Below are 17,932 nucleotides of genomic sequence, written 5' to 3'. Positions count from 1 at the left end.
CTTTAGGATCGACGGTGCTTTCAGGCGACGTCGCTAAGAACCCGGGCCAGTTCGAACAGGCGACGGCGCTGCGCTTCTGGAATGGCGTAGTAAGAGCGCACCAGATCCAGCGCTTCTTTATCGCCCATGATGTCGGCGGGGATACCGTTCTGCTGCTTCGGCGCGTCTTCGTTCAGACCTTCGAAGAAGAAGTTCACCGGAATATCCAGCGCATCGGCGATGTCCCACAGACGGGATGCGCTGACACGGTTGGCGCCTGTCTCGTATTTCTGAATTTGCTGGAACTTGATCCCGACACGTTCAGCGAGCTGTTGCTGAGTCATGCCGACAAGCCACCTGCGGTGCCGAATGCGTTTTCCGACATGAACATCAACTGGGTGCGTCATTGCGCTCTCCTCGAACTCACCGAAGTGGAGAAAAATCTGAAACTAAATGTCACAAAAAAAGATCAACCAAAGGTTGCTAAAACTGCTCCACACCCACGAAAAGGTCTAAGAAGGTTACCATTAATAGTCATTCGCGCAAGTAAATTACCGAAACCGGGTCGAAAGTGACGTTGGGGCAAAGTTACGTAAACATCCCTTAGAGGCAACAATACTGACCCTTCGTAACGATTGGACACACCGCAGAAATTTGCACAAGTTTCAAACAGATCCGATAACTGACCCCCGAATCAACCCACGGAACACCATGCGCGCCTTCGTCCTGACCGAGCTTAACCAAGACCCCGTCCTTTCCGATACGCTCATTCCAGAACCCGCAGAAGGCGAGGTACGGATCCGTACGGCGGCCTGTGGTTTGAACTTTGCCGATCTGCTGATGATGAAGGGCAAATATCAGGACAATCCGACCCCTCCCTTCACAATGGGCATGGAAGCATCCGGTCAGATCGATGCCCTTGGCGCGGGCGTCACGGGTTTGTCGGTGGGCGACCGGGTGGCTGTCTTTGGCGGGTCGGGCGGTCTGGCCGATTACGGGACCTATCCGGCAGAAAAGATCGTGCGCCTGCCAGATGCCGTCAGCTTTGAGGACGCGGCCGCGCTACAGATCGCCTATGGCACCAGCCACGTCGCGCTGGACCACAAGGCGCGGCTGCAACCCGGCGAAACTCTGGTTGTGCTTGGGGCCGCTGGCGGCGTCGGCCTGACCGCGGTCGAGCTGGGGCACATTATGGGCGCAAAGGTCATCGCGGTTGCCCGAGGCGACGCCAAGCTAGAGGTCGCGCGCAAGGCCGGGGCGGATCACCTGATCGACGCCACCGATCCGGAATTGCGTGAAAAGCTCAAGGCACTTGGCGGGGCCGATGTCGTCTATGACGCTGTCGGGGGCGATCCGTTTCGGGCCGCCTTCCGCGCCATGAAGCCCGAAGGGCGGTTGCTGGCGATCGGCCACGCCTCGGGTGACGTGCCGCAGATCCCGGCGAACCACCTGCTGGTCAAGAACATCGACGTTCTGGGGTTCTACTGGGGCGGCTACCTCAAGTTCCGCCCGAAGGTGATCACCGATAGCCTTGCGACCCTGTTCGAATGGGCGGCCAGCGGGAAAATCCGCCCGCACATCAGTCACACCCTGCCGCTGGACCGTGCCGCAGAGGGGTTGGAACTGCTGCGATCCCGCGCCTCGACCGGCAAGGTCGTGATTACGATGTAACCGCCTGAAGCTGCCGTTCAGCATGAAGCGGCAGCGCGTCATTGCCGGAAAAGCCCGCGCGCAACATCACCTGCAGGCGGTCCACGATCTGCGGCGCACCGCGATCCTGCGCATACATGCAGATTTTATGCTCTCCCATCTGGGGCAGCTCTCCGTTGTGCGCGACTTCGGTCAGCTGACCGGGGATCGTCCCTTCCAGCATGGCACCGATTGCAAGGTCGGCCGAGATCGTCGCCTCGACCGTGCGGTCCTGTTCTGTGTCGACCGAGTTTTCCCAGTCGATACCAGCGTCGTCCAATGATCGGATGGCCGAGGTTCGGAACAAACAGGTCCGGGCCGCCGCATATCGCAACGGCCGCTGCCGCCAGGCCGTTCCGCCCGGCGCACCGATCCAGCACAGGCGACGTTCGTCCAGAACCTCACCGTCACCATCGGGCGCGGCTTCGGTCGTCAGGATCAGATCGACCAGCCCGCGCGCGAAATCGCCCTTCAGCTTGCTGGTGTAGCCCGAGATAAGCTGCACCTTGACCCGTGGAAATTCTGCGTTGAACCGCTTTAGCACGCGGGGGATGACCGGATAGACGATGTCGTGCGGCACGCCGATCACGATCTCTCCTTCGAAGGCGTCGCTGGTCAGGCGCGACATGGCCTCATCGTTCAGGTCGATGATCCGCCGAGCGTACCCCAGCAATTGCTCACCCTCTGCCGTCAGCGCGATCCGGCGCGTCGTCCGGTCCAACAGGGTGACCCCCAACAATTCTTCCAGCCGCTTCAACTGCATCGACACAGCCGACTGCGTGAAGTTCAGAACGCCGGCTGCACGCGTGACACCACCGTGATCGGCGACGGCCACAAAGCTGCGCAGGGCAGTCATATCAAGATTACGCATTCATCAATCCCCGTGATGAAAATCGTCAGAAACATTCATTTCAAAAACAGAACACACTCAGCCATATACATCAACATGAATTATGCAAACGGACTTATACATCACGATTAGAAAGGTTACACCATGTCGACGATGTCCAACTCTTCCGCCCTTTCCGGGCTGCACCGCTCCTTTTCCTTCATCGGGGCGACTTTCTCTTTGCTGGCGCTGTCTCGGTCGCGTCAGGCGCTGGCCGATCTGGATGCTCGCGCGCTTGAGGACATCGGCGTTTCGCACCGCGATGCGCACAAAGAAGCCGCGCGCCCGGTCTGGGATGTGCCCTCCAACTGGCTGAAGTAACAATCTTCACCAACCAAGGGCAGAGAGCCTTGAAAACGCGCCTCAGCTTCCCGATATTGAAACGGAAAGTCCCATCCCGGACTTAGGTTTCAATATCGGAGGCTTTAATGGCTGAATACAACACTATGCGCGCTGCAGCAGGCACACGCTCTGCGGCCATTGACGAGGGCCTTCGCGCGCACATGAACAAGGTCTACGGCACGATGTCCGTCGGCATGGTTCTGACCTTCCTCGTCGCATGGGCCGTCGGCACCTCGCACGCCCTTCTGTCGGTTTTCCGTGACCCCGCGACCCTACAGCCCAACATTCTGGGCTGGATCGTCATGTTCGCACCGCTGATCATGGTCTTTGCCTTCGGCGCGATGATCAATCGCTTGTCCGCCGCTGCGGCACAGGTCTTTTTCTACGCCTTCGCATCCGTCATGGGTCTGTCGATGGCTTGGATCTTCGTGGCCTTCACCGGCTTCTCGATCGCGCAGGTATTCCTTGTGACCGCCATCGCCTTCGCGGGCCTGTCGCTCTACGGTTACGTGACCAAGAAGGACCTGTCCGGCATGGGCACCTTCCTGATCATGGGCGTGATTGGCCTGATCGTGGCATCGGTGATCAACATCTTCATCGCATCGTCCGCACTGCACTTTGCGATCACGATCATCGGCGTTCTGATCTTCGCTGGCCTGACCGCCTACGACACTCAGAACATCAAGAACACCTACCTGCAGCACGCGCATTCGGGTGACAGCGAGTGGCTGGGCAAAGCGGCAATCATGGGCGCGCTGAACCTCTACCTCGACTTCATCAACATGTTCATGTTCCTGCTGCAACTGCTGGGCAACCGCGAATAATCGCGGCGACATAAACGCCAAAGGGCCGGTCATCGCGACCGGCCCTTTTTTGTTGCTTAGCCCAAGCGGCGCATTTCAACCGCTGGGAACAGAACGCCCGTCGGCAGCCTCACATCGATGCGGCCCACGCTTTGGAACCCCAGCGCCTCGTAGAACGGCTGCGCCGTCAGCGTGCTTTGACACCGCAAGTCCGTCACCTGCGTCGCCGCGGCGGATTCCAGCACCCGCTCCATCAGAATCCGGCCATAGCCTTGGCGGGCCACTAATGGGTCCACAGCCACATGCCGTATGTGACCCACGCCAAGACGGCCCGGCGCACCATGGGGCGACACATCGGTCCACCCTCCGCAGGCAAGGATACGGTCGTCCTCTTCCACGACGAAATAGGTGCCACAGCTCAAAAGCCTTGGGTTAGCTTGCGAAATCAGCGGCAGCACCTGTTTCAACAGGCCCGGATCATAATCCTTCGCCAGAAGCGCACGATACGAACGCGCCAGCACCCGCGCGACCGCCTCTGTGTCCGCGGGCATGGCCGCGCGGGTCTTGACCTTGACGGTCACGTCCGACGTCAAAGGAAGATGCGGTTGGGATGTCTGAAGCGTGGTCATGGGGACCTCCTTTATGCTCGCTTCTGGGGAAAGCAGCGCGCGGGTCCCAAATGAAGAAAGCCGCGCTCTGCGGCGCGGCTTTCATGTCTTTTAGAGGGTTTCGATCTTACTTGATCTTGCCTTCTTTGTACTCGACATGCTTGCGCACCACGGGGTCGTACTTACGTACGACCATCTTTTCGGTCATGGTTCGCGCGTTTTTCTTGGTCACGTAGAAATGGCCCGTGCCCGCGGTCGAGTTCAGACGGATCTTGATAGTCGTCGGCTTCGCCATTTTAAGTCTCCTACACCGGGCACGCTTCGCGCCCGCGAAATCTCATGAAGCCCGCCTTTTACGGGGAATCGCGCAGGTGTCAACGGGAAAACCGTTATCTCTGCCGATTCAGCCCGCGACCCCCAACAAAAAAAAAGGGGCGACCAAAGCCGCCCCTTTTTCTGATTGGCTATTCGATCAATCGACAGGTTGCTGACCTTCACCACCCACGGGACCGGTGTTGTCTTCCATCGTGTCCATCTGCTGCATGGTTTCCTGATCATCGGCCGCGACAAATTCAGGCGCGGACTCAAGATCAGCCTTGGTGGCCGAGGTCATCAGACGCGGCATGCCGTCTTCTTCGTCAACGACGTCCAGCGCGGCCATCTGCAGCGCCACTTGCTTTTCGCCAAGACCAAGGAAGCCACCGACGCCGATCACAACGCCTTTGACACTGCCATCAAGACCGATGATCAGATCGTTGATGTCACCGACATTTTCATCGGCAGAGTTGTAAACGGCTGCCCCCAGCAGATCTTCGGCCAGCATCGTGTTGCTGTCCTGCATGGTGATCTGACCTTCAACCGGCTTGGCATCTTCGGCCTGCGCCATGTCGGTCTGATCATCGGAGGCCATCCCGGCTGCGGGCATATCTTCAGAGTCCGCGGTCATCATCGGATCGCCAGCTTCGTCGCCTTCATCCGTGGCCGTTTCGGTATTGTAGCCGTTGTTCACGCGGTCCGCGGCCTTGTCGAGGTCCGAGTCGTTCAATTCGTCAGCAGCGGCCTGCATATCCATCTGCTCGTCCGAACCGGCATCTTCGGTCTCGGCCATATTCGTCGTGGCGTCCGTCTGGGTGTTCGCGTCGACATCTGCAGATGCGCTATCAGCAGGCTGTTCGGGGATCAGCGTACCACCACCGTTATCGGCGGATTGGGCAAAACCTGCCACCGGCGCGGCGGCGATCAGGGCAATCAGGGCACCGCGGCTCGCGGTTTGCATGAAGCGGGTCATAAGGGGTCTCCTTTGCTCAGATGCGCGGCGGGCCCTCATGACCCATGCGCTATGGCAGACCAACCCCGGGCTTGTCGGTCATGTTCCGTGACCCTGCCGCCACAGGCGATCCTTCGCCCGCTGCAATGCAGAAGACAGGCAGAATTCGACCGATGAAGCCATCAGGGCAAGTCGAAACCAGATCTGAACAAAAATACGCACGGAGGGCCTATAAGCCGGATTCTGTCCCCCGGCTGACGCCGGTTGGATGACCATTCATCTAGATACGCCGTTACCGACGCATCTCTAGCTGCCAACCCGGATTTCTGGGCCAAGGCGACCCTGCGGTTAACCGCGCGAAATCCCTATTCGGCATTGCTCCCGGTGGGGCTTGCCATGCGGGTCCGGTTACCCGTCCCCCGGTGCGCTCTTACCGCACCGTTTCACCCTTACCCCGAAAACGGGGCGGTCTGTTCTCTGTGGCGCTATCCCTAGGGTTACCCCCGCCGGGCGTTACCCGGCACCATTGCCTTGTGGAGTCCGGACTTTCCTCGAGGCATAGACCCCGCGGCCATCCGGCCCTCCGTGCGACGATCCGCCTAGCCTGCGCCCCGCCCTCGCGTCAAGCGCCCTGTCTGGCAAAATCCGACATAGACGCGCACGGTTCCCCCTGACATTATCCCCCCCGAACCGGAGGATCTGATGCGCAAATTCCTTGTCATACTTGATGACAGCCGCGAATGCCTGAACGCGATGCGCTTTGCCGCCATGCGCGCCGCGAAGACGGGCGGTGGCGTGGCCATCCTGTCGATCATCTCTCCGGAAGAATTCCAGCACTGGATCGGCGTGCAGGACATTATGCGCGAAGAAGCCCGCGAACGGATCGAAGTGCATTACGAAGTCTTCGCCAAATGGATGCGCGACCGTCAGGGCATCAATCCCGAGCTGGTGATCCGCGAAGGTGAGGCTGTCCCCGAAATCCTCGCGCAGATCAGGGAAGACCCCGAAATCGGCGTTCTCGTCCTAGGCGCTGGCAACGAAAAGAACGGCCCCGGCCCATTGGTCAGCCAGATGGCCCGCACCTCGGGCTCTTTGCCGGTTCCCATCACCATCGTGCCGGGCGATCTGTCCAAAGAACAGCTTGAGGCGATCACCTGAGCGTTATGCACAAGGTGCAATGACGCCTTTTTAGAATCGCTCTAAACATTGACTTCGGGCGGTCGAAGGCGCATATCGGGAACCTGAGAGATTAAGGGGACTGACAGATGTTTATTCAAACAGAATCCACGCCGAACCCGGCCACGCTCAAGTTCCTGCCCGGTCAGACTGTGCTTGAAGCGGGAACCGCAGACTTCCCCACCGCCGACACCGCTGGGAAATCGCCGCTGGCCAGCCGCCTGTTCGCCGTCGATGGTGTGACTGGCGTGTTCTTTGGCACCGATTTCGTCACCGTGACCAAAGCGGACGCGGTTCAGTGGGACCATATCAAACCCGCCCTGCTGGGCGCCATCATGGAGCATTTCCAGTCCGGTCAGCCGGTCATGGACGATGGCACCGCGCCCGTGTCTGGCCACGCAGAACACACCGGCGAAGATGGTGAAATCGTCGGCCAGATCAAGGAATTGCTGGACACCCGCGTGCGTCCCGCCGTGGCGCAAGACGGTGGAGACATCACCTTCCACGGTTTTGAACGCGGTATCGTCTACCTGCACATGCAGGGCGCCTGCGCGGGCTGCCCGTCGTCGACCCTGACGCTGAAAATGGGGATCGAAAACCTGCTGCGTCACTACATCCCCGAGGTGACAGAGGTCCGCCCCGTTGCCGTCTAAGCCGACGATCTTAGCCTTTGATACATCGGCCGCGCATTGCGCGGCCGCTTTGCTGTCGGGCGGTCGGATCGCGGCAGTCCGCTATGAAGAAATGGCCAAAGGTCAGGCCGAACGGCTGGTGCCGCTGCTTCAGCAAACGATGGAAGACGCTGGCGCGGATTGGGCAGAGCTTGATGCGATCGCCGTTGGGGTCGGCCCGGGCAACTTCACCGGCGTGCGAATTTCGGTCGCAACGGCGCGCGGACTTGCCCTTAGCCTTGGCATCCCGGCCATTGGAATCAGCGCTTTCGACCTGCTGCACAACGGCACAGGGCGTCCCGATGGCATCGTGCAAATTCCCGCGCTGCGCGGCAGTTCCTACTGGCAGGCCTATGCCAAAGGCCAAGCTGTCGGCGCGCCGTCGCATGGGTCAGACCCACAAATGCTTCCTTCCGACGGTCAGGCAATCATCGGGCCAGACGCCGATGACCTTGCGGTTCGGTGGTCTAATGGCGCGCCTCAGCTGTTCAAGACGGTGACGGCAACGCTGTCTTGGCCGACAGCGCTTGAAGATTTGGCCCATCTGGCCGCGACGCGGCTGGCGCTGTCTAACGATCACCCTGCCCCTGCGCCCGTTTATGTCCGCCCCGCCGAAGCCGCCCCGCCACGCGACGCGCCGCCGGTTATCGTTTCATGACGCCGGATGACCTTGCCCGCCTTCACGCGGCAGCCTTCACAACCCCGCGTCCGTGGACGGCGCCTGAATTTGCAGCACTTCTGGACAGCCCACACACATTCTTGATCGCGCGCAACGACGCCTTTGCCTTGGGTCGCGTCATCGCGGACGAGGCAGAGCTGCTGACCATCGCCACCGACCCCGCGCACCGTCGCAAAGGTCTTGGATACGAATGTCTTATGGCCTTCGACGCAGCCGCCCGCGATCGCGGTGCAACCACCGCCTTTCTTGAAGTTGCGACCAATAATCAGGCCGCTATCGCGCTTTACACCCGGGCCGGATGGCAGCCCACGGGCCTGCGCCGAGGGTACTACGCTGCGCCGGACGGTTCACGGATCGACGCCCAAAACATGGGCAAAACCATAGGCTGACGTGGCGCAATATTCAGCGTTTGCCCTGCGTTAAGGCAGGATTCACCCTTGACCCTCGGACGGGGCAAGGCGTTAATCCCACCTGATCAGTAACGATCTGTCTGCGGGGCGGACAAACCGCCCTCTGCCAACCGGGAGAAGACAATGACCCTTATGACAAAATTCCTCGGCGCTGCTGCTGCCGTCGCCCTGAGCGCGGGCGCAGCCCTCGCCGATCCTGCCCTGATCTACGATCTGGGCGGCAAATTCGACAAATCCTTCAACGAAGCCGCCTTTGGCGGTGCTGAGCGCTGGAAAGAAGAAACCGGCGGCACCTACAAAGACATCGAAATGCAGTCCGAAGCTCAGCGTGAACAGGCCCTGCGCCGGTTTGCCGAAGCGGGCTTCAACCCGGTTGTGACCACCGGTTTCAGCTTCTCGACCCCGATTGCGGCGGTTGCGGCTGACTATCCGGACACCAAGTTCGTCACCATCGACGGCTATGTGGACCCCGAAGAACATCCCAACGTCAAATCCATCCTGTTCTCGGAACATGAAGGCTCGTACCTCGTCGGCATGATGGCGGCGATGGCTTCCGAATCCGGCACCGTCGGTTTCGTAGGCGGCATGGACATCCCGCTGATCCGTAAGTTCGCTTGCGGCTACGCGCAGGGCGTCAAGGCCGTGAACCCCGATGCGACCGTGATCTCCAACATGACGGGCACCACGCCTGCCGCTTGGAACGACCCGGTCAAAGGCTCTGAACTGGCCAAAGCACAGATCGGCCAAGGCGCTGACGTGATCTATGCGGCGGCTGGCGGCACGGGTCTGGGCGTTCTGCAGACCGCAGCCGACGAAGACATCCTGTCGATCGGCGTGGACAGCAACCAGAACCACCTGCACCCGGGCAAGGTCCTGACCTCCATGCTCAAGCGCGTTGATAACGCCGTTTACGAATCCATGTCGGCCGGTGCCGATCTGGAAGGCGGCGTCGAAGTTCTGGGTCTGGCCGAAGACGGCGTGGGCTTTGCACTGGACGAAAACAACGCTGAACTGGTGTCGGACGAGATGAAAGCATCTGTCGAAGACGCCAAGATGAAAATCGCGTCGGGCGAACTGTCCGTGCACGACTATTCCTCGGACGATACCTGCCCCGCGCTGGACTTCTGATCCGAGTAAAGACCTTGGGGCCGCGCGATCCGTGCGGCCCCATTTCTACTTTCTAGTATCCGTACTGCATCTGACAGGTAGGGGCATGGCACTCAGTCCGAGCTGCACCGCCCGGCGGCACGCCGGGCAGCGCCCGACCCTCCCCCCGGGAGGGCGCATTGTCGACGCCCCGCATCGGAAATCTGTCATAAGGGCGCGTAGGCTCCGCCCATCTCAATTCGTGCAAACGCCCTCCCAGGCTCGGGCGCTGCCCTCATCACTCAGTTCCGAGGGATCATTGAAATGACCGCCCCCGCCATCGAACTTAAAGGCATCTCCAAAGCCTTCGGCCCGGTTCAGGCCAACAAAGACATCTCGATCCGCGTCATGCCGGGCACGATCCACGGCATCATCGGCGAAAACGGCGCGGGCAAGTCGACCCTGATGTCGATCCTCTATGGTTTCTACAAGGCCGATAAGGGTGAGGTTTTCATCAACGGCAACAAAACCGAAATCCCCGACAGCCAGGCCGCCATCGCCGCCGGTATCGGCATGGTCTTTCAGCACTTCAAACTGGTCGAGAACTTCACCGTCGTCGAAAACGTGATCCTTGGCGCCGAAGACGGCGCGATGCTGACGCCCTCGATCTCCAAGGCGCGCAAGTCGCTGAAGCAGCTGGCCGAAGAATACGAGTTGAACGTCGACCCCGACGCCCTGATCGAAGACCTTTCGGTCGGGCACCAGCAGCGGGTCGAAATCCTCAAGGCGCTGTACCGCGAAGCCGACATCCTTATCTTGGACGAACCCACCGGGGTGTTGACGCCGGCAGAGGCCGACCACCTGTTCCGCATCCTCGATAACCTGCGCAAAGAGGGTAAGACGATCATCCTGATCACTCACAAGCTGCGCGAAATCATGGAATACACTGACACCGTGTCGGTGATGCGCCGGGGCGAGATGACCGCCACCGTCAAAACCGCCGAGACCAGCACCGAAGAGCTGGCAGAGCTTATGGTGGGCCGCAAGGTTCTGCTGCGAGTCGACAAGAAACCGGCCGAGCCGAAGCAGGTCGTTCTGTCCGTCAAAGGCCTGCGCGTCACCGATGGCGCAGGGGTCGAACGCGTCAAAGGCGTCAGCTTCGACATCCGCGCCGGAGAGATCTTTGGCATCGCCGGCGTCGCGGGCAACGGCCAGTCGGAACTGATGGAGGTGCTGGGCGGTATGCGATCCGGCACCGGAACCATCACGATGAACGGCGACCAGATCGACCTGACCGGCAAATATTCTGACGGCCAGTCGCGCCGCGCGCGTTCTATCGGCCACGTGCCCGAAGATCGCCACGACGAAGGCCTGATCCTTGACTACACCGCATGGGAAAACACCGTCTTCGGCTATCACCGCGATCCGAAATGGGCCTCCGGTCCGCTGATGAACAACGCGGCCATCGTCGAAGAAGCCAAGGGCAAGATGGAGCGGTTTGACGTCCGTCCCCCGATCCCGACGCTGAAGGCCAAGAACTTCTCGGGCGGGAACCAGCAGAAGATCGTTCTGGCGCGGGAAATCGAGAACAACCCCGACCTGCTACTCGTCGGCCAGCCCACCCGCGGCGTCGACATCGGCGCGATCGAATTTATCCACCAGGAAATCATCCGCCTGAGGGACGAAGGCAAAGCGATCCTTCTCGTCTCGGTTGAGCTGGATGAGATCATGTCGCTCTCGGACCGGATCGCGGTGATGTTCGACGGCAAGATCATGGGCGAACGTGATCCGTCGAACACCGACGAACGAGAACTGGGCCTGCTGATGGCCGGTATTTCGGGCGAACCGGACAAACCCGACTGGAAAGCGGTCGAAGAAAACCTCAAAGCGGTCGAACACGGGGAGGCCCCGAAAAATGGATAAGATGCCAGCATGGGCCGACGTGGTCCTGATCCCGCTGATTTCGCTCCTGCTTGCGGCTTTCCTGTCCGCGCTTGTGATCCTCGCCATCGGGGAAAGCCCGGTGCAGGCGTTCAATCTGATGGTCGAAGGGGCGCTGATGCGGTCTTCCGGCTGGGGTTACACGCTCTACTACGCGACGAACTTCATCTTCACGGGCCTCGCCGTGGCCGTCGCCTTCCATGCCCGGATGTTCAACATCGGCGGCGAAGGTCAGGCGATGCTAGGCGGACTGGGCGTCGCACTGATGTGCCTTTACGTGCCATGGCCGCACTGGACGTTCGCGATGCTGGGGTCGACCATCGGGGCCGCGGCCTTTGGCGCGCTTTGGGCGCTGATCCCTGCCTACCTGCAGGCGAAACGCGGCAGCCACATCGTGATCACCACGATCATGTTCAACTTTATCGCCGCCGCCCTGCTGAACTACCTGCTGATCGGCCTGCTGAAACCAGTGGGTTCGATGGAGCCCGCGTCGGCCAAGTTCGACCCTGCCTTCGCCCTGCCGACGTTCCAAGACATGTTCGCCACCCCCGACAATCCACTGTTCCGCGGCGCACCGGCGAACGTCAGCTTCTTCCTTGCGCTGGCCGCGTGTCTGTTTGTCTGGCTGCTGATCTGGCGCACGCGTTTGGGCTATGAGATTCGCGCCTACGGCTGGTCCCAATCCGGCGCCAAATACGCGGGCATCAGCGGCACGAAGATCATCATCATCTCGATGCTGATCTCGGGCGGTCTGGCGGGCCTGATGGCCGTCAACACCACGCAAGGTGAGGCCGAGCGCCTGATCCTTAACATGACCGAAGGCGCGGGCTTTATCGGTATCGCCGTGGCGCTGATGGGCCGCAACCACCCCTTCGGCGTGCTGCTGGCCGCGATCCTGTTTGGGTTCCTGTACCAGGGCGGCGCGGAACTGGCGCTATGGACGAACATCCCGCGCGAATTGATCGTGGTGATCCAAGCGCTGGTGATCCTGTTTACCGGGGCGCTCGACAATATGGTGCGCATGCCGCTGGAACGAATTTTCCTGGCCCTGCGCCGGACGGAGGGCTGATCCATGGATTTCGCAACTATCCTTCAGGTCCTCGACTCGACCATCCGCCTTGCCACGCCGCTTCTGCTGGCCTGTCTCGCAGGCCTGTTTTCGGAACGCGCGGGCATCTTCGACATCGGGTTGGAAGGCAAGATGCTGATCGCCGCCTTCTTCTCGGCTGCCATCGCCTTTACGACCGGATCGGTCTGGCTGGGCCTTCTGGCCGGGATTGTATCGTCTATGGTTCTGTCGGCGCTGCATGGCATCGCGTCGATCACCTTCCGGGGGAACCAGTTGATCTCGGGCGTAGCCATCAACTTCTTGGCTGCCGGGATGACTGTGCTGATTGCGCAGGACTGGTTCGCCCAAGGCGGACGCACGCCTTCTCTGGTCGGCGCTGCACGATTCAACCCGATCACCCTGCCCTTTGCGGAAACCCTACAGGGCGTGCCGATCCTTGGGCCGATCTACCATGACCTGATCTCGGGCCACACGATCCTTGTCTACGTCGCAATGCTGATGGTGCCGCTGACGTGGTGGGTGCTGTATCGCACGCGCTTTGGCCTCCGTCTGCGCGCAGTTGGCGAAAACCCGGCTGCGGTAGATACGGCTGGTGTGTCTGTCGTCGGCCTACGCTTTGCCGCCGTCGCGATTTGTGGCGTGCTATGTGGCATCGCGGGCGCCTACCTTGCCACCGGCCTGCAAGCAGGCTTCGTCAAGGACATGGCGGCGGGCCGAGGCTACATCGCGCTTGCCGCCCTGATCTTTGCCAAATGGCGCCCGTGGTACGCGCTGATGTCGACCCTGTTGTTCGGCTTCCTTCAGGCGGTCGCCCTGCGCCCCGACCTGATCCAAAGCACGATCGGCATCCGCGTACAGGTCCAACTGTTGGACGCCCTGCCCTATATCCTGACAGTCATCATCCTTGCGGGCTTTGTCGGGAAAGCGATCCCGCCCCGCGCTGGCGGCGAACCCTATGTGAAGGAACGCTAACCCTTAGGGCACCAATCGCCTTGCGGCACCGCAGCACGGCGGGCTAGGAAGGGACATGCAAGTCTACCTGCCAATAGCCGAGGTTTCGGTGAACGTCTTCCTGCTGCTAGGCATTGGCGGCTTGGTGGGCATCTTGTCAGGCATGTTTGGCGTCGGCGGCGGGTTTCTGATTACGCCGCTGCTGTTTTTCGTGGGCATCCCCCCGGCCGTAGCTGTCGCAACGTCTGCGAATCAGATCGTCGCCTCGTCGGTTTCTGCGGTTCTGGCGCACTTGAAACGAAAGACCGTCGATCTGAAAATGGGCACCGTGCTGCTGGTGGGCGGCATGATAGGGTCCGGCATTGGCATCATCATCTTTAATTACCTGCGCAGCCTTGGTCAGGTCGATCTGCTGGTAAACCTTTGCTACGTTGTCTTTCTGGGCACTGTCGGCGGCCTAATGTTTTTCGAAAGCCTGCGCGCCCTGCGTCGCAGCCGCCGCGCACCAGGCACTCCCGGCCCGCGTAAGGCGCGCAATCACAACGGCTGGATCTATATTCTGCCGTTGAAGATGCGGTTCCGCACGTCGGGCCTGTATATCTCGGTCATTCCACCGATCCTTGTTGGGATGTCCGTGGGCGTTCTGGCGGCGATCATGGGCGTCGGTGGCGGCTTTATCATGGTCCCGGCGATGATCTACCTGCTGCACATGCCGACCAAGGTGGTGATCGGCACATCGCTGTTTCAGATCATCTTTGTCACCGCCTTCACCACGCTGCTGCACGCCGTCACGAACCAGACAGTCGACATGCTTCTGGCCCTCGCCTTGCTTCTGGGCGGTGTCGTCGGCGCACAATTCGGCACGACGATCGGCGCCCGAATGAAGGCTGAACAGCTTCGCATTCTGCTGGCCGTGCTTGTCCTCGCGGTTTGCGGGAAACTGGCGCTGGACCTGCTATTGCCGCCGCGCGAACTTTTCGAACTGGCAACTGGCTGATGCGCGTAATCCTGACATGTCTGGCGCTGATCTTCGCCACCGCCGCCGCCGCGCAAGAAGAGGTCGTGCTGGGCCTGTCCCAGAACCGCGTCCGCATCACCGCGAATTTCGACGGCTCTGAAATCCTGATCTTTGGCGCGATCAAACGCGAAAGCCCCGTGGCCGACCCGCCGTTAGAGGTCATCGTCACACTCGCCGGGCCATCGACGCCGATTACCATCCATAAAAAAGATCGTCGCCTTGGGGTCTTTGTGAATGCCGAAACCGTAGACCTGACCGCAGCCCCCAGTTTTTACGCCGTGGCCAGCACGGGCCCGTTGGACGACATCCTACGACAGACCGAAGACCTGAGGCATTCGATCTCGATCCCCCGCGCGATCCGATCGGTCGGTGCGGCGTCGGTCACCGAAAACCCGCAGGAATTCACCGAAGCCCTGATCCGCATCCGCGAAGACCAAGGCGTCTATCAAATCCTGGAAGGCGAGGTATCGCTGGAACAGCAGACCCTGTTCCGCACGCGTGTTTCGCTACCGTCGAACCTGACCGAAGGCAGTTATGATACGCGCGTCTTCCTGTTGCGAGACGGGCATGTCGTTTCGCGCTTTGACACGGTGATTGATGTGAACAAGGTCGGTCTGGAACGCTGGCTGTTCCAACTGTCGCACCAACAGCCGCTTGGATACGGGATCTTGTCGCTGGCACTGGCAATTATCGCGGGCTGGCTGGCCTCGGCGATCTTCCGGGCGATCCGAACGGGTTAAGCCGGGGTCGTCTGCCCCAGTGACAGCGTGTGTTCCCGCAGCCACGCCATGAAGCCCCGCGGATCGGACGACAGCCTCTCCATATCCTTGTCGGAAATCGGTTCGCCCACGACAGGGGACTGAGGCTTGTTGCAGCTGTGCACGATTTCATGCAGCAGCAATGCCTGACGCAGGATCGGGCTGATCCGATTGGCCATCTGGTACCAGCGGCTGTTCGAACCGGGGAAGAACATCGGAACCACCCGCGCACCCGAACGGCGGATCATCTGTGCGGTGAATACGTTCCACTCTGCCTCGACCGCGGGGCCGAACATCGTCTCAGACGCGGCTACGACGCCAGATGGGAACAGCGCGATCAACCCGTTGTCTTTCAGGTGCGCCATCGCCTTGGCGCGCATTTCAACGGATTTACGCTGCGCGTCCGCATCATGCGGGAACGGCACCGGGATCATATAGCTCGACGCGACTTCATCGATGCCGGTCAGCAACTGCCGCGTCAGGATCTTGTAATCGTTGCGCACACGTCCGATCAGATCGGCAAAGATCATACCGTCGACCATCCCGTGCGGGTGGTTCGCCACAACGACGACAGGCCCTTCCTTCGGGATGCGCGCCAATTGCTCTGGCGGCGTCAGAAGATCGATCCCCATGACGTCCAGCGTCGCCCGCCAAAACGCCTGACCCTGAGGCGCGCCAGCCTTCTCGAACTTGCGGATCATCCGCAGGATCGAGATCTTGCCGGTGCCCCATTCGATCGCGCGAATGATGTTACGACGCACCGGGTCTTCGAAAGACGTGGAATAGGTCAGCGACCGGCGATCATATTTGGTGAACGTCAGTTTGGACGACGCGTCAGCCTCGCCCGCAGGGGTCTGCGGGGTTCGTGTCGAACCATTCTGTAAGCTGTCTACCAAGGGTCGCCCCTGCGTCATCCACTTTGGTCGGGCTTTAGGCCAGCGACATCACATATCTTCCCCGAACCGGTCTGCCACCAACTCTTGCAGCGCGTCTGCAAGGGCGGTTGCCTCCGGGCCCGAGGTCTGGACCTCAATAGTGGTTCCCTTCGACGCTGCCAACATCAAAAGACCCATGATGCTATCGCCGCTCGCGCTCATCCCATCACGGCTGATTTCCGCCCGTGCATCAAAATTTTCAACCACTTCCACCAGCTTGGCAGAGGCCCTGGCATGCAGCCCTTTTTCGTTCACGATTTCGAACGTGCGCGTCACGGTATCTGTCATGGGATCAGTGGGTGCTGAGGTTCTGGCTGTCGATGTATTTGCGACCCGCTTCGGTCGCGGCCTCGACAGCGGCAGCCAGAGGCTTGCGGCGGCTTTTGGCCAGTTTGATCAGCAGGGGCAGGTTCGCACCGTAAAGGATCCGGCGATCATGCGGGCGACAGGCCATCATCGACAGGTTGGAGGGTGACCCGCCAAACATATCGACGACCACAACGACGCCATTCCCCTGATCGACTGCATCGGCAGCTTCGCAAATTTCGGATTGTTTCGCACCACGGTCACAATTCGCGTCTATTGCGATAGTGCGAATCCCCGCTTGGGTGCCAACAACATGTTCAACGGCCGAGAGGTATTCGCGCGCCAGCCCACCATGGGCGACGATCACGATGCCGATCTCGGGCGCATGCCCGTCGTGTAGGATGTCTGCGCGGATTGCGCTGGATTTGTTCATTACCACCCCTTAGCCCTGTGCCGCACCGCGGCGTTCGAGCTCTCGATGTCTAATTGACACCTGCCAGCCATCTTCTGCAAGGGCCTTGGCCAACAGTTCTGTGACAGTCACAGACCGGTGTTGTCCACCTGTACAGCCGAAGGCGACGGAGAAATATGATTTGCCTTCATTGACATAAGCCGGAAGCAGCATAAGGACCAAGCCCTTCACGCGCTCAAAGAACTCTGTGAACTGTGTGTCTGACGCAACGTAATTCTGCACCGCAGCGTCCTGTCCGTTCATTCCGCGCAGCGACTCATCCCAATAGGGGTTCCGAAGGAATCGCGTATCCAGCACCATATCGATCCCGCGCGGCAGCCCACGCTTGTAGCTGAAGGAATGGATCGAGATCGCCAGCGACTTAAGGTCGGCGGGTTTGAACCACCTCTCGATCTCGGCCCTCAGATCGTGCGGCGACAGTTCGGTCGTATCGATCAACACGTCCGCCCGTGCCCGGATTGGCGCCAGCAGATCAAGTTCGATGGCGATACCATCGCGCGGCGTTTCCGCAGGTGCCATCGGGTGCCGCCGCCGTGTTTCGGAATAACGGTTCACCAACACCTCGGGACTACAGTCGAGGTACAGAACCTCCAGCGGATGGTTCCGATCCGCCCCAAGTGTATCGATCGCCTCAATCAGCGCGTTAGTGGAAAAATCCCGATTGCGCACATCGATCCCAAGCGCGACAGGCCGCTGCGCCGACCCACCGTCGATCAATCGCGGGACAAGTGAGAGTGGTAAGTTATCGATCGCCTCATACCCAAGGTCTTCCAAGGCGCGGATCGCCGTGGACCGGCCAGCCCCGGACGGCCCCGTCACAAGCACCCGCCGAAGGGCGGGGCTGGTATCATGTTCTACAGGCTTCCGGGCGACGCTCATCAAT

At 60.5% G+C, this 17,932-nt stretch carries 22 protein-coding genes and 1 other RNA gene; 13 read left to right on the top strand and 10 right to left on the bottom strand.

Annotation, left to right across the window (positions count from 1 at the left end; all coding sequences use genetic code 11):
* Positions 1 to 20 precede the first annotated feature (20 nt).
* Positions 21 to 386, bottom strand: a complete 366-nt coding sequence (locus ACI3GR_RS11505) for a helix-turn-helix domain-containing protein (protein ID WP_407494643.1) — start codon at positions 384 to 386, stop codon at positions 21 to 23.
* A gap of 304 nt (positions 387 to 690) precedes the next feature.
* Here ACI3GR_RS11505 and ACI3GR_RS11500 point away from each other — a divergent pair, with 304 nt between their 5' ends.
* Positions 691 to 1,650: an NADPH:quinone oxidoreductase family protein gene (locus ACI3GR_RS11500; protein WP_407494642.1), complete on the top strand. Its 960-nt coding sequence runs from the start codon at positions 691 to 693 to the stop codon at positions 1,648 to 1,650.
* On the opposite strand, the gene ACI3GR_RS11495 is transcribed toward ACI3GR_RS11500, so the two are convergent.
* A complete protein-coding gene (locus tag ACI3GR_RS11495; RefSeq protein ID WP_407494641.1) occupies positions 1,640 to 2,539 on the bottom strand; it encodes a LysR family transcriptional regulator in 900 nt (299 codons plus the stop codon). The genes ACI3GR_RS11500 and ACI3GR_RS11495 overlap by 11 nt on opposite strands.
* A gap of 123 nt (positions 2,540 to 2,662) precedes the next feature.
* On the opposite strand from ACI3GR_RS11495, the gene ACI3GR_RS11490 reads away from it, so the two are divergent.
* Positions 2,663 to 2,878, top strand: a complete 216-nt coding sequence (locus ACI3GR_RS11490; protein ID WP_407494640.1) for a DUF1127 domain-containing protein — start codon at positions 2,663 to 2,665, stop codon at positions 2,876 to 2,878.
* 107 nt (positions 2,879 to 2,985) lie between these two features.
* Complete coding sequence (locus ACI3GR_RS11485; RefSeq protein WP_407494639.1) at positions 2,986 to 3,723, top strand: Bax inhibitor-1/YccA family protein; 738 nt, start codon at positions 2,986 to 2,988, stop codon at positions 3,721 to 3,723.
* Between the two features lie 56 nt (positions 3,724 to 3,779).
* Here the strand turns inward: ACI3GR_RS11485 and ACI3GR_RS11480 are convergent, their stop codons facing one another.
* The 4 genes from ACI3GR_RS11480 to rnpB form a co-directional block, all read right to left on the bottom strand.
* Positions 3,780 to 4,331 (bottom strand): GNAT family N-acetyltransferase, encoded by a 552-nt coding sequence (locus tag ACI3GR_RS11480; protein ID WP_407494637.1) that lies wholly within the window; start codon positions 4,329 to 4,331, stop codon positions 3,780 to 3,782.
* Between the two features lie 106 nt (positions 4,332 to 4,437).
* Positions 4,438 to 4,605 (bottom strand): 50S ribosomal protein L33, encoded by a 168-nt coding sequence (gene rpmG / locus ACI3GR_RS11475; protein WP_007814563.1) that lies wholly within the window; start codon positions 4,603 to 4,605, stop codon positions 4,438 to 4,440.
* 177 nt (positions 4,606 to 4,782) lie between these two features.
* Positions 4,783 to 5,598, bottom strand: a complete 816-nt coding sequence (locus ACI3GR_RS11470) for a PRC-barrel domain-containing protein (RefSeq protein ID WP_407494633.1) — start codon at positions 5,596 to 5,598, stop codon at positions 4,783 to 4,785.
* A 195-nt stretch (positions 5,599 to 5,793) separates the two neighbouring features.
* Positions 5,794 to 6,164: RNase P RNA component class A (gene rnpB / locus ACI3GR_RS11465), an RNA gene on the bottom strand.
* 115 nt (positions 6,165 to 6,279) lie between these two features.
* Between rnpB and ACI3GR_RS11460 the strand changes: the two genes are divergently transcribed.
* The 10 genes from ACI3GR_RS11460 (at position 6,280) to ACI3GR_RS11415 (ending at position 15,318) form a co-directional block, all read left to right on the top strand.
* Positions 6,280 to 6,735, top strand: a complete 456-nt coding sequence (locus ACI3GR_RS11460; RefSeq protein WP_407494632.1) for a universal stress protein — start codon at positions 6,280 to 6,282, stop codon at positions 6,733 to 6,735.
* Between the two features lie 107 nt (positions 6,736 to 6,842).
* A complete protein-coding gene (locus ACI3GR_RS11455) occupies positions 6,843 to 7,406 on the top strand; it encodes a NifU family protein (protein ID WP_407494630.1) in 564 nt (187 codons plus the stop codon).
* Positions 7,396 to 8,082, top strand: coding sequence for a tRNA (adenosine(37)-N6)-threonylcarbamoyltransferase complex dimerization subunit type 1 TsaB (gene tsaB / locus ACI3GR_RS11450; RefSeq protein ID WP_407494629.1), 687 nt, complete (start codon positions 7,396 to 7,398; stop codon positions 8,080 to 8,082). Before ACI3GR_RS11455 ends, tsaB begins: the two co-directional genes overlap by 11 nt.
* Positions 8,079 to 8,492, top strand: a complete 414-nt coding sequence (locus ACI3GR_RS11445) for a GNAT family N-acetyltransferase (RefSeq protein WP_407494627.1) — start codon at positions 8,079 to 8,081, stop codon at positions 8,490 to 8,492. Before tsaB ends, ACI3GR_RS11445 begins: the two co-directional genes overlap by 4 nt.
* Positions 8,493 to 8,636: 144 nt before the next feature.
* Complete coding sequence (locus tag ACI3GR_RS11440) at positions 8,637 to 9,641, top strand: BMP family lipoprotein (protein WP_407494625.1); 1,005 nt, start codon at positions 8,637 to 8,639, stop codon at positions 9,639 to 9,641.
* 282 nt (positions 9,642 to 9,923) lie between these two features.
* Entirely contained in the window at positions 9,924 to 11,522 is a 1,599-nt protein-coding gene (locus ACI3GR_RS11435; RefSeq protein WP_407494624.1) for an ABC transporter ATP-binding protein, read from the top strand.
* Positions 11,515 to 12,609 (top strand): ABC transporter permease, encoded by a 1,095-nt coding sequence (locus ACI3GR_RS11430; protein WP_407494623.1) that lies wholly within the window; start codon positions 11,515 to 11,517, stop codon positions 12,607 to 12,609. The genes ACI3GR_RS11435 and ACI3GR_RS11430 overlap by 8 nt, the downstream gene beginning before the upstream one ends.
* A gap of 3 nt (positions 12,610 to 12,612) precedes the next feature.
* Positions 12,613 to 13,581, top strand: coding sequence for an ABC transporter permease (locus tag ACI3GR_RS11425; RefSeq protein WP_407494622.1), 969 nt, complete (start codon positions 12,613 to 12,615; stop codon positions 13,579 to 13,581).
* 55 nt (positions 13,582 to 13,636) lie between these two features.
* Positions 13,637 to 14,557, top strand: a complete 921-nt coding sequence (locus tag ACI3GR_RS11420) for a sulfite exporter TauE/SafE family protein (protein WP_407494621.1) — start codon at positions 13,637 to 13,639, stop codon at positions 14,555 to 14,557.
* Positions 14,557 to 15,318, top strand: a complete 762-nt coding sequence (locus tag ACI3GR_RS11415; RefSeq protein ID WP_407494619.1) for a TIGR02186 family protein — start codon at positions 14,557 to 14,559, stop codon at positions 15,316 to 15,318. The genes ACI3GR_RS11420 and ACI3GR_RS11415 overlap by 1 nt, the downstream gene beginning before the upstream one ends.
* Here ACI3GR_RS11415 and ACI3GR_RS11410 read toward each other — a convergent pair.
* From ACI3GR_RS11410 to rapZ, 4 genes are read right to left on the bottom strand one after another with little or no spacing between them, the layout of a single operon-like run.
* Positions 15,315 to 16,232 (bottom strand): lysophospholipid acyltransferase family protein, encoded by a 918-nt coding sequence (locus tag ACI3GR_RS11410; protein WP_407494618.1) that lies wholly within the window; start codon positions 16,230 to 16,232, stop codon positions 15,315 to 15,317. The genes ACI3GR_RS11415 and ACI3GR_RS11410 overlap by 4 nt on opposite strands.
* A gap of 48 nt (positions 16,233 to 16,280) precedes the next feature.
* Complete coding sequence (locus ACI3GR_RS11405) at positions 16,281 to 16,559, bottom strand: HPr family phosphocarrier protein (RefSeq protein WP_407494616.1); 279 nt, start codon at positions 16,557 to 16,559, stop codon at positions 16,281 to 16,283.
* Between the two features lie 4 nt (positions 16,560 to 16,563).
* On the bottom strand, positions 16,564 to 17,010 hold the full coding sequence (locus ACI3GR_RS11400) for a PTS sugar transporter subunit IIA (RefSeq protein ID WP_407494614.1): 447 nt from the start codon (positions 17,008 to 17,010) through the stop codon (positions 16,564 to 16,566).
* Between the two features lie 9 nt (positions 17,011 to 17,019).
* Positions 17,020 to 17,928, bottom strand: coding sequence for an RNase adapter RapZ (gene rapZ, locus ACI3GR_RS11395; RefSeq protein WP_407494612.1), 909 nt, complete (start codon positions 17,926 to 17,928; stop codon positions 17,020 to 17,022).
* Positions 17,929 to 17,932 lie beyond the last annotated feature (4 nt).

This window comes from Pseudooceanicola aestuariicola (assembly GCF_045763785.1).
Taxonomy (GTDB): Bacteria; Pseudomonadota; Alphaproteobacteria; order Rhodobacterales; family Rhodobacteraceae; genus Pseudooceanicola.
This window is presented reverse-complemented; position numbering and strand designations above follow the sequence as displayed.

Excerpts from the sequence above, each read along its gene's own strand:
- rpmG (WP_007814563.1), bottom strand. The coding sequence starts at position 4,605 with ATGGCGAAGCCGACGACTATCAAGATCCGTCTGAACTCGACCGCGGGC.
- ACI3GR_RS11420 (WP_407494621.1), top strand. The coding sequence starts at position 13,637 with ATGCAAGTCTACCTGCCAATAGCCGAGGTTTCGGTGAACGTCTTCCTG.
- ACI3GR_RS11490 (WP_407494640.1), top strand. The coding sequence starts at position 2,663 with ATGTCGACGATGTCCAACTCTTCCGCCCTTTCCGGGCTGCACCGCTCC.
- ACI3GR_RS11405 (WP_407494616.1), bottom strand. The coding sequence starts at position 16,559 with ATGACAGATACCGTGACGCGCACGTTCGAAATCGTGAACGAAAAAGGG.
- ACI3GR_RS11455 (WP_407494630.1), top strand. The coding sequence starts at position 6,843 with ATGTTTATTCAAACAGAATCCACGCCGAACCCGGCCACGCTCAAGTTC.
- ACI3GR_RS11460 (WP_407494632.1), top strand. The coding sequence starts at position 6,280 with ATGCGCAAATTCCTTGTCATACTTGATGACAGCCGCGAATGCCTGAAC.
- ACI3GR_RS11480 (WP_407494637.1), bottom strand. The coding sequence starts at position 4,331 with ATGACCACGCTTCAGACATCCCAACCGCATCTTCCTTTGACGTCGGAC.
- ACI3GR_RS11445 (WP_407494627.1), top strand. The coding sequence starts at position 8,079 with ATGACGCCGGATGACCTTGCCCGCCTTCACGCGGCAGCCTTCACAACC.
- ACI3GR_RS11435 (WP_407494624.1), top strand. The coding sequence starts at position 9,924 with ATGACCGCCCCCGCCATCGAACTTAAAGGCATCTCCAAAGCCTTCGGC.
- ACI3GR_RS11440 (WP_407494625.1), top strand. The coding sequence starts at position 8,637 with ATGACCCTTATGACAAAATTCCTCGGCGCTGCTGCTGCCGTCGCCCTG.
- ACI3GR_RS11505 (WP_407494643.1), bottom strand. The coding sequence starts at position 386 with ATGACGCACCCAGTTGATGTTCATGTCGGAAAACGCATTCGGCACCGC.
- ACI3GR_RS11500 (WP_407494642.1), top strand. The coding sequence starts at position 691 with ATGCGCGCCTTCGTCCTGACCGAGCTTAACCAAGACCCCGTCCTTTCC.
- ACI3GR_RS11400 (WP_407494614.1), bottom strand. The coding sequence starts at position 17,010 with ATGAACAAATCCAGCGCAATCCGCGCAGACATCCTACACGACGGGCAT.
- rapZ (WP_407494612.1), bottom strand. The coding sequence starts at position 17,928 with ATGAGCGTCGCCCGGAAGCCTGTAGAACATGATACCAGCCCCGCCCTT.
- ACI3GR_RS11485 (WP_407494639.1), top strand. The coding sequence starts at position 2,986 with ATGGCTGAATACAACACTATGCGCGCTGCAGCAGGCACACGCTCTGCG.
- ACI3GR_RS11425 (WP_407494622.1), top strand. The coding sequence starts at position 12,613 with ATGGATTTCGCAACTATCCTTCAGGTCCTCGACTCGACCATCCGCCTT.
- ACI3GR_RS11495 (WP_407494641.1), bottom strand. The coding sequence starts at position 2,539 with ATGCGTAATCTTGATATGACTGCCCTGCGCAGCTTTGTGGCCGTCGCC.
- ACI3GR_RS11430 (WP_407494623.1), top strand. The coding sequence starts at position 11,515 with ATGGATAAGATGCCAGCATGGGCCGACGTGGTCCTGATCCCGCTGATT.
- ACI3GR_RS11415 (WP_407494619.1), top strand. The coding sequence starts at position 14,557 with ATGCGCGTAATCCTGACATGTCTGGCGCTGATCTTCGCCACCGCCGCC.
- ACI3GR_RS11470 (WP_407494633.1), bottom strand. The coding sequence starts at position 5,598 with ATGACCCGCTTCATGCAAACCGCGAGCCGCGGTGCCCTGATTGCCCTG.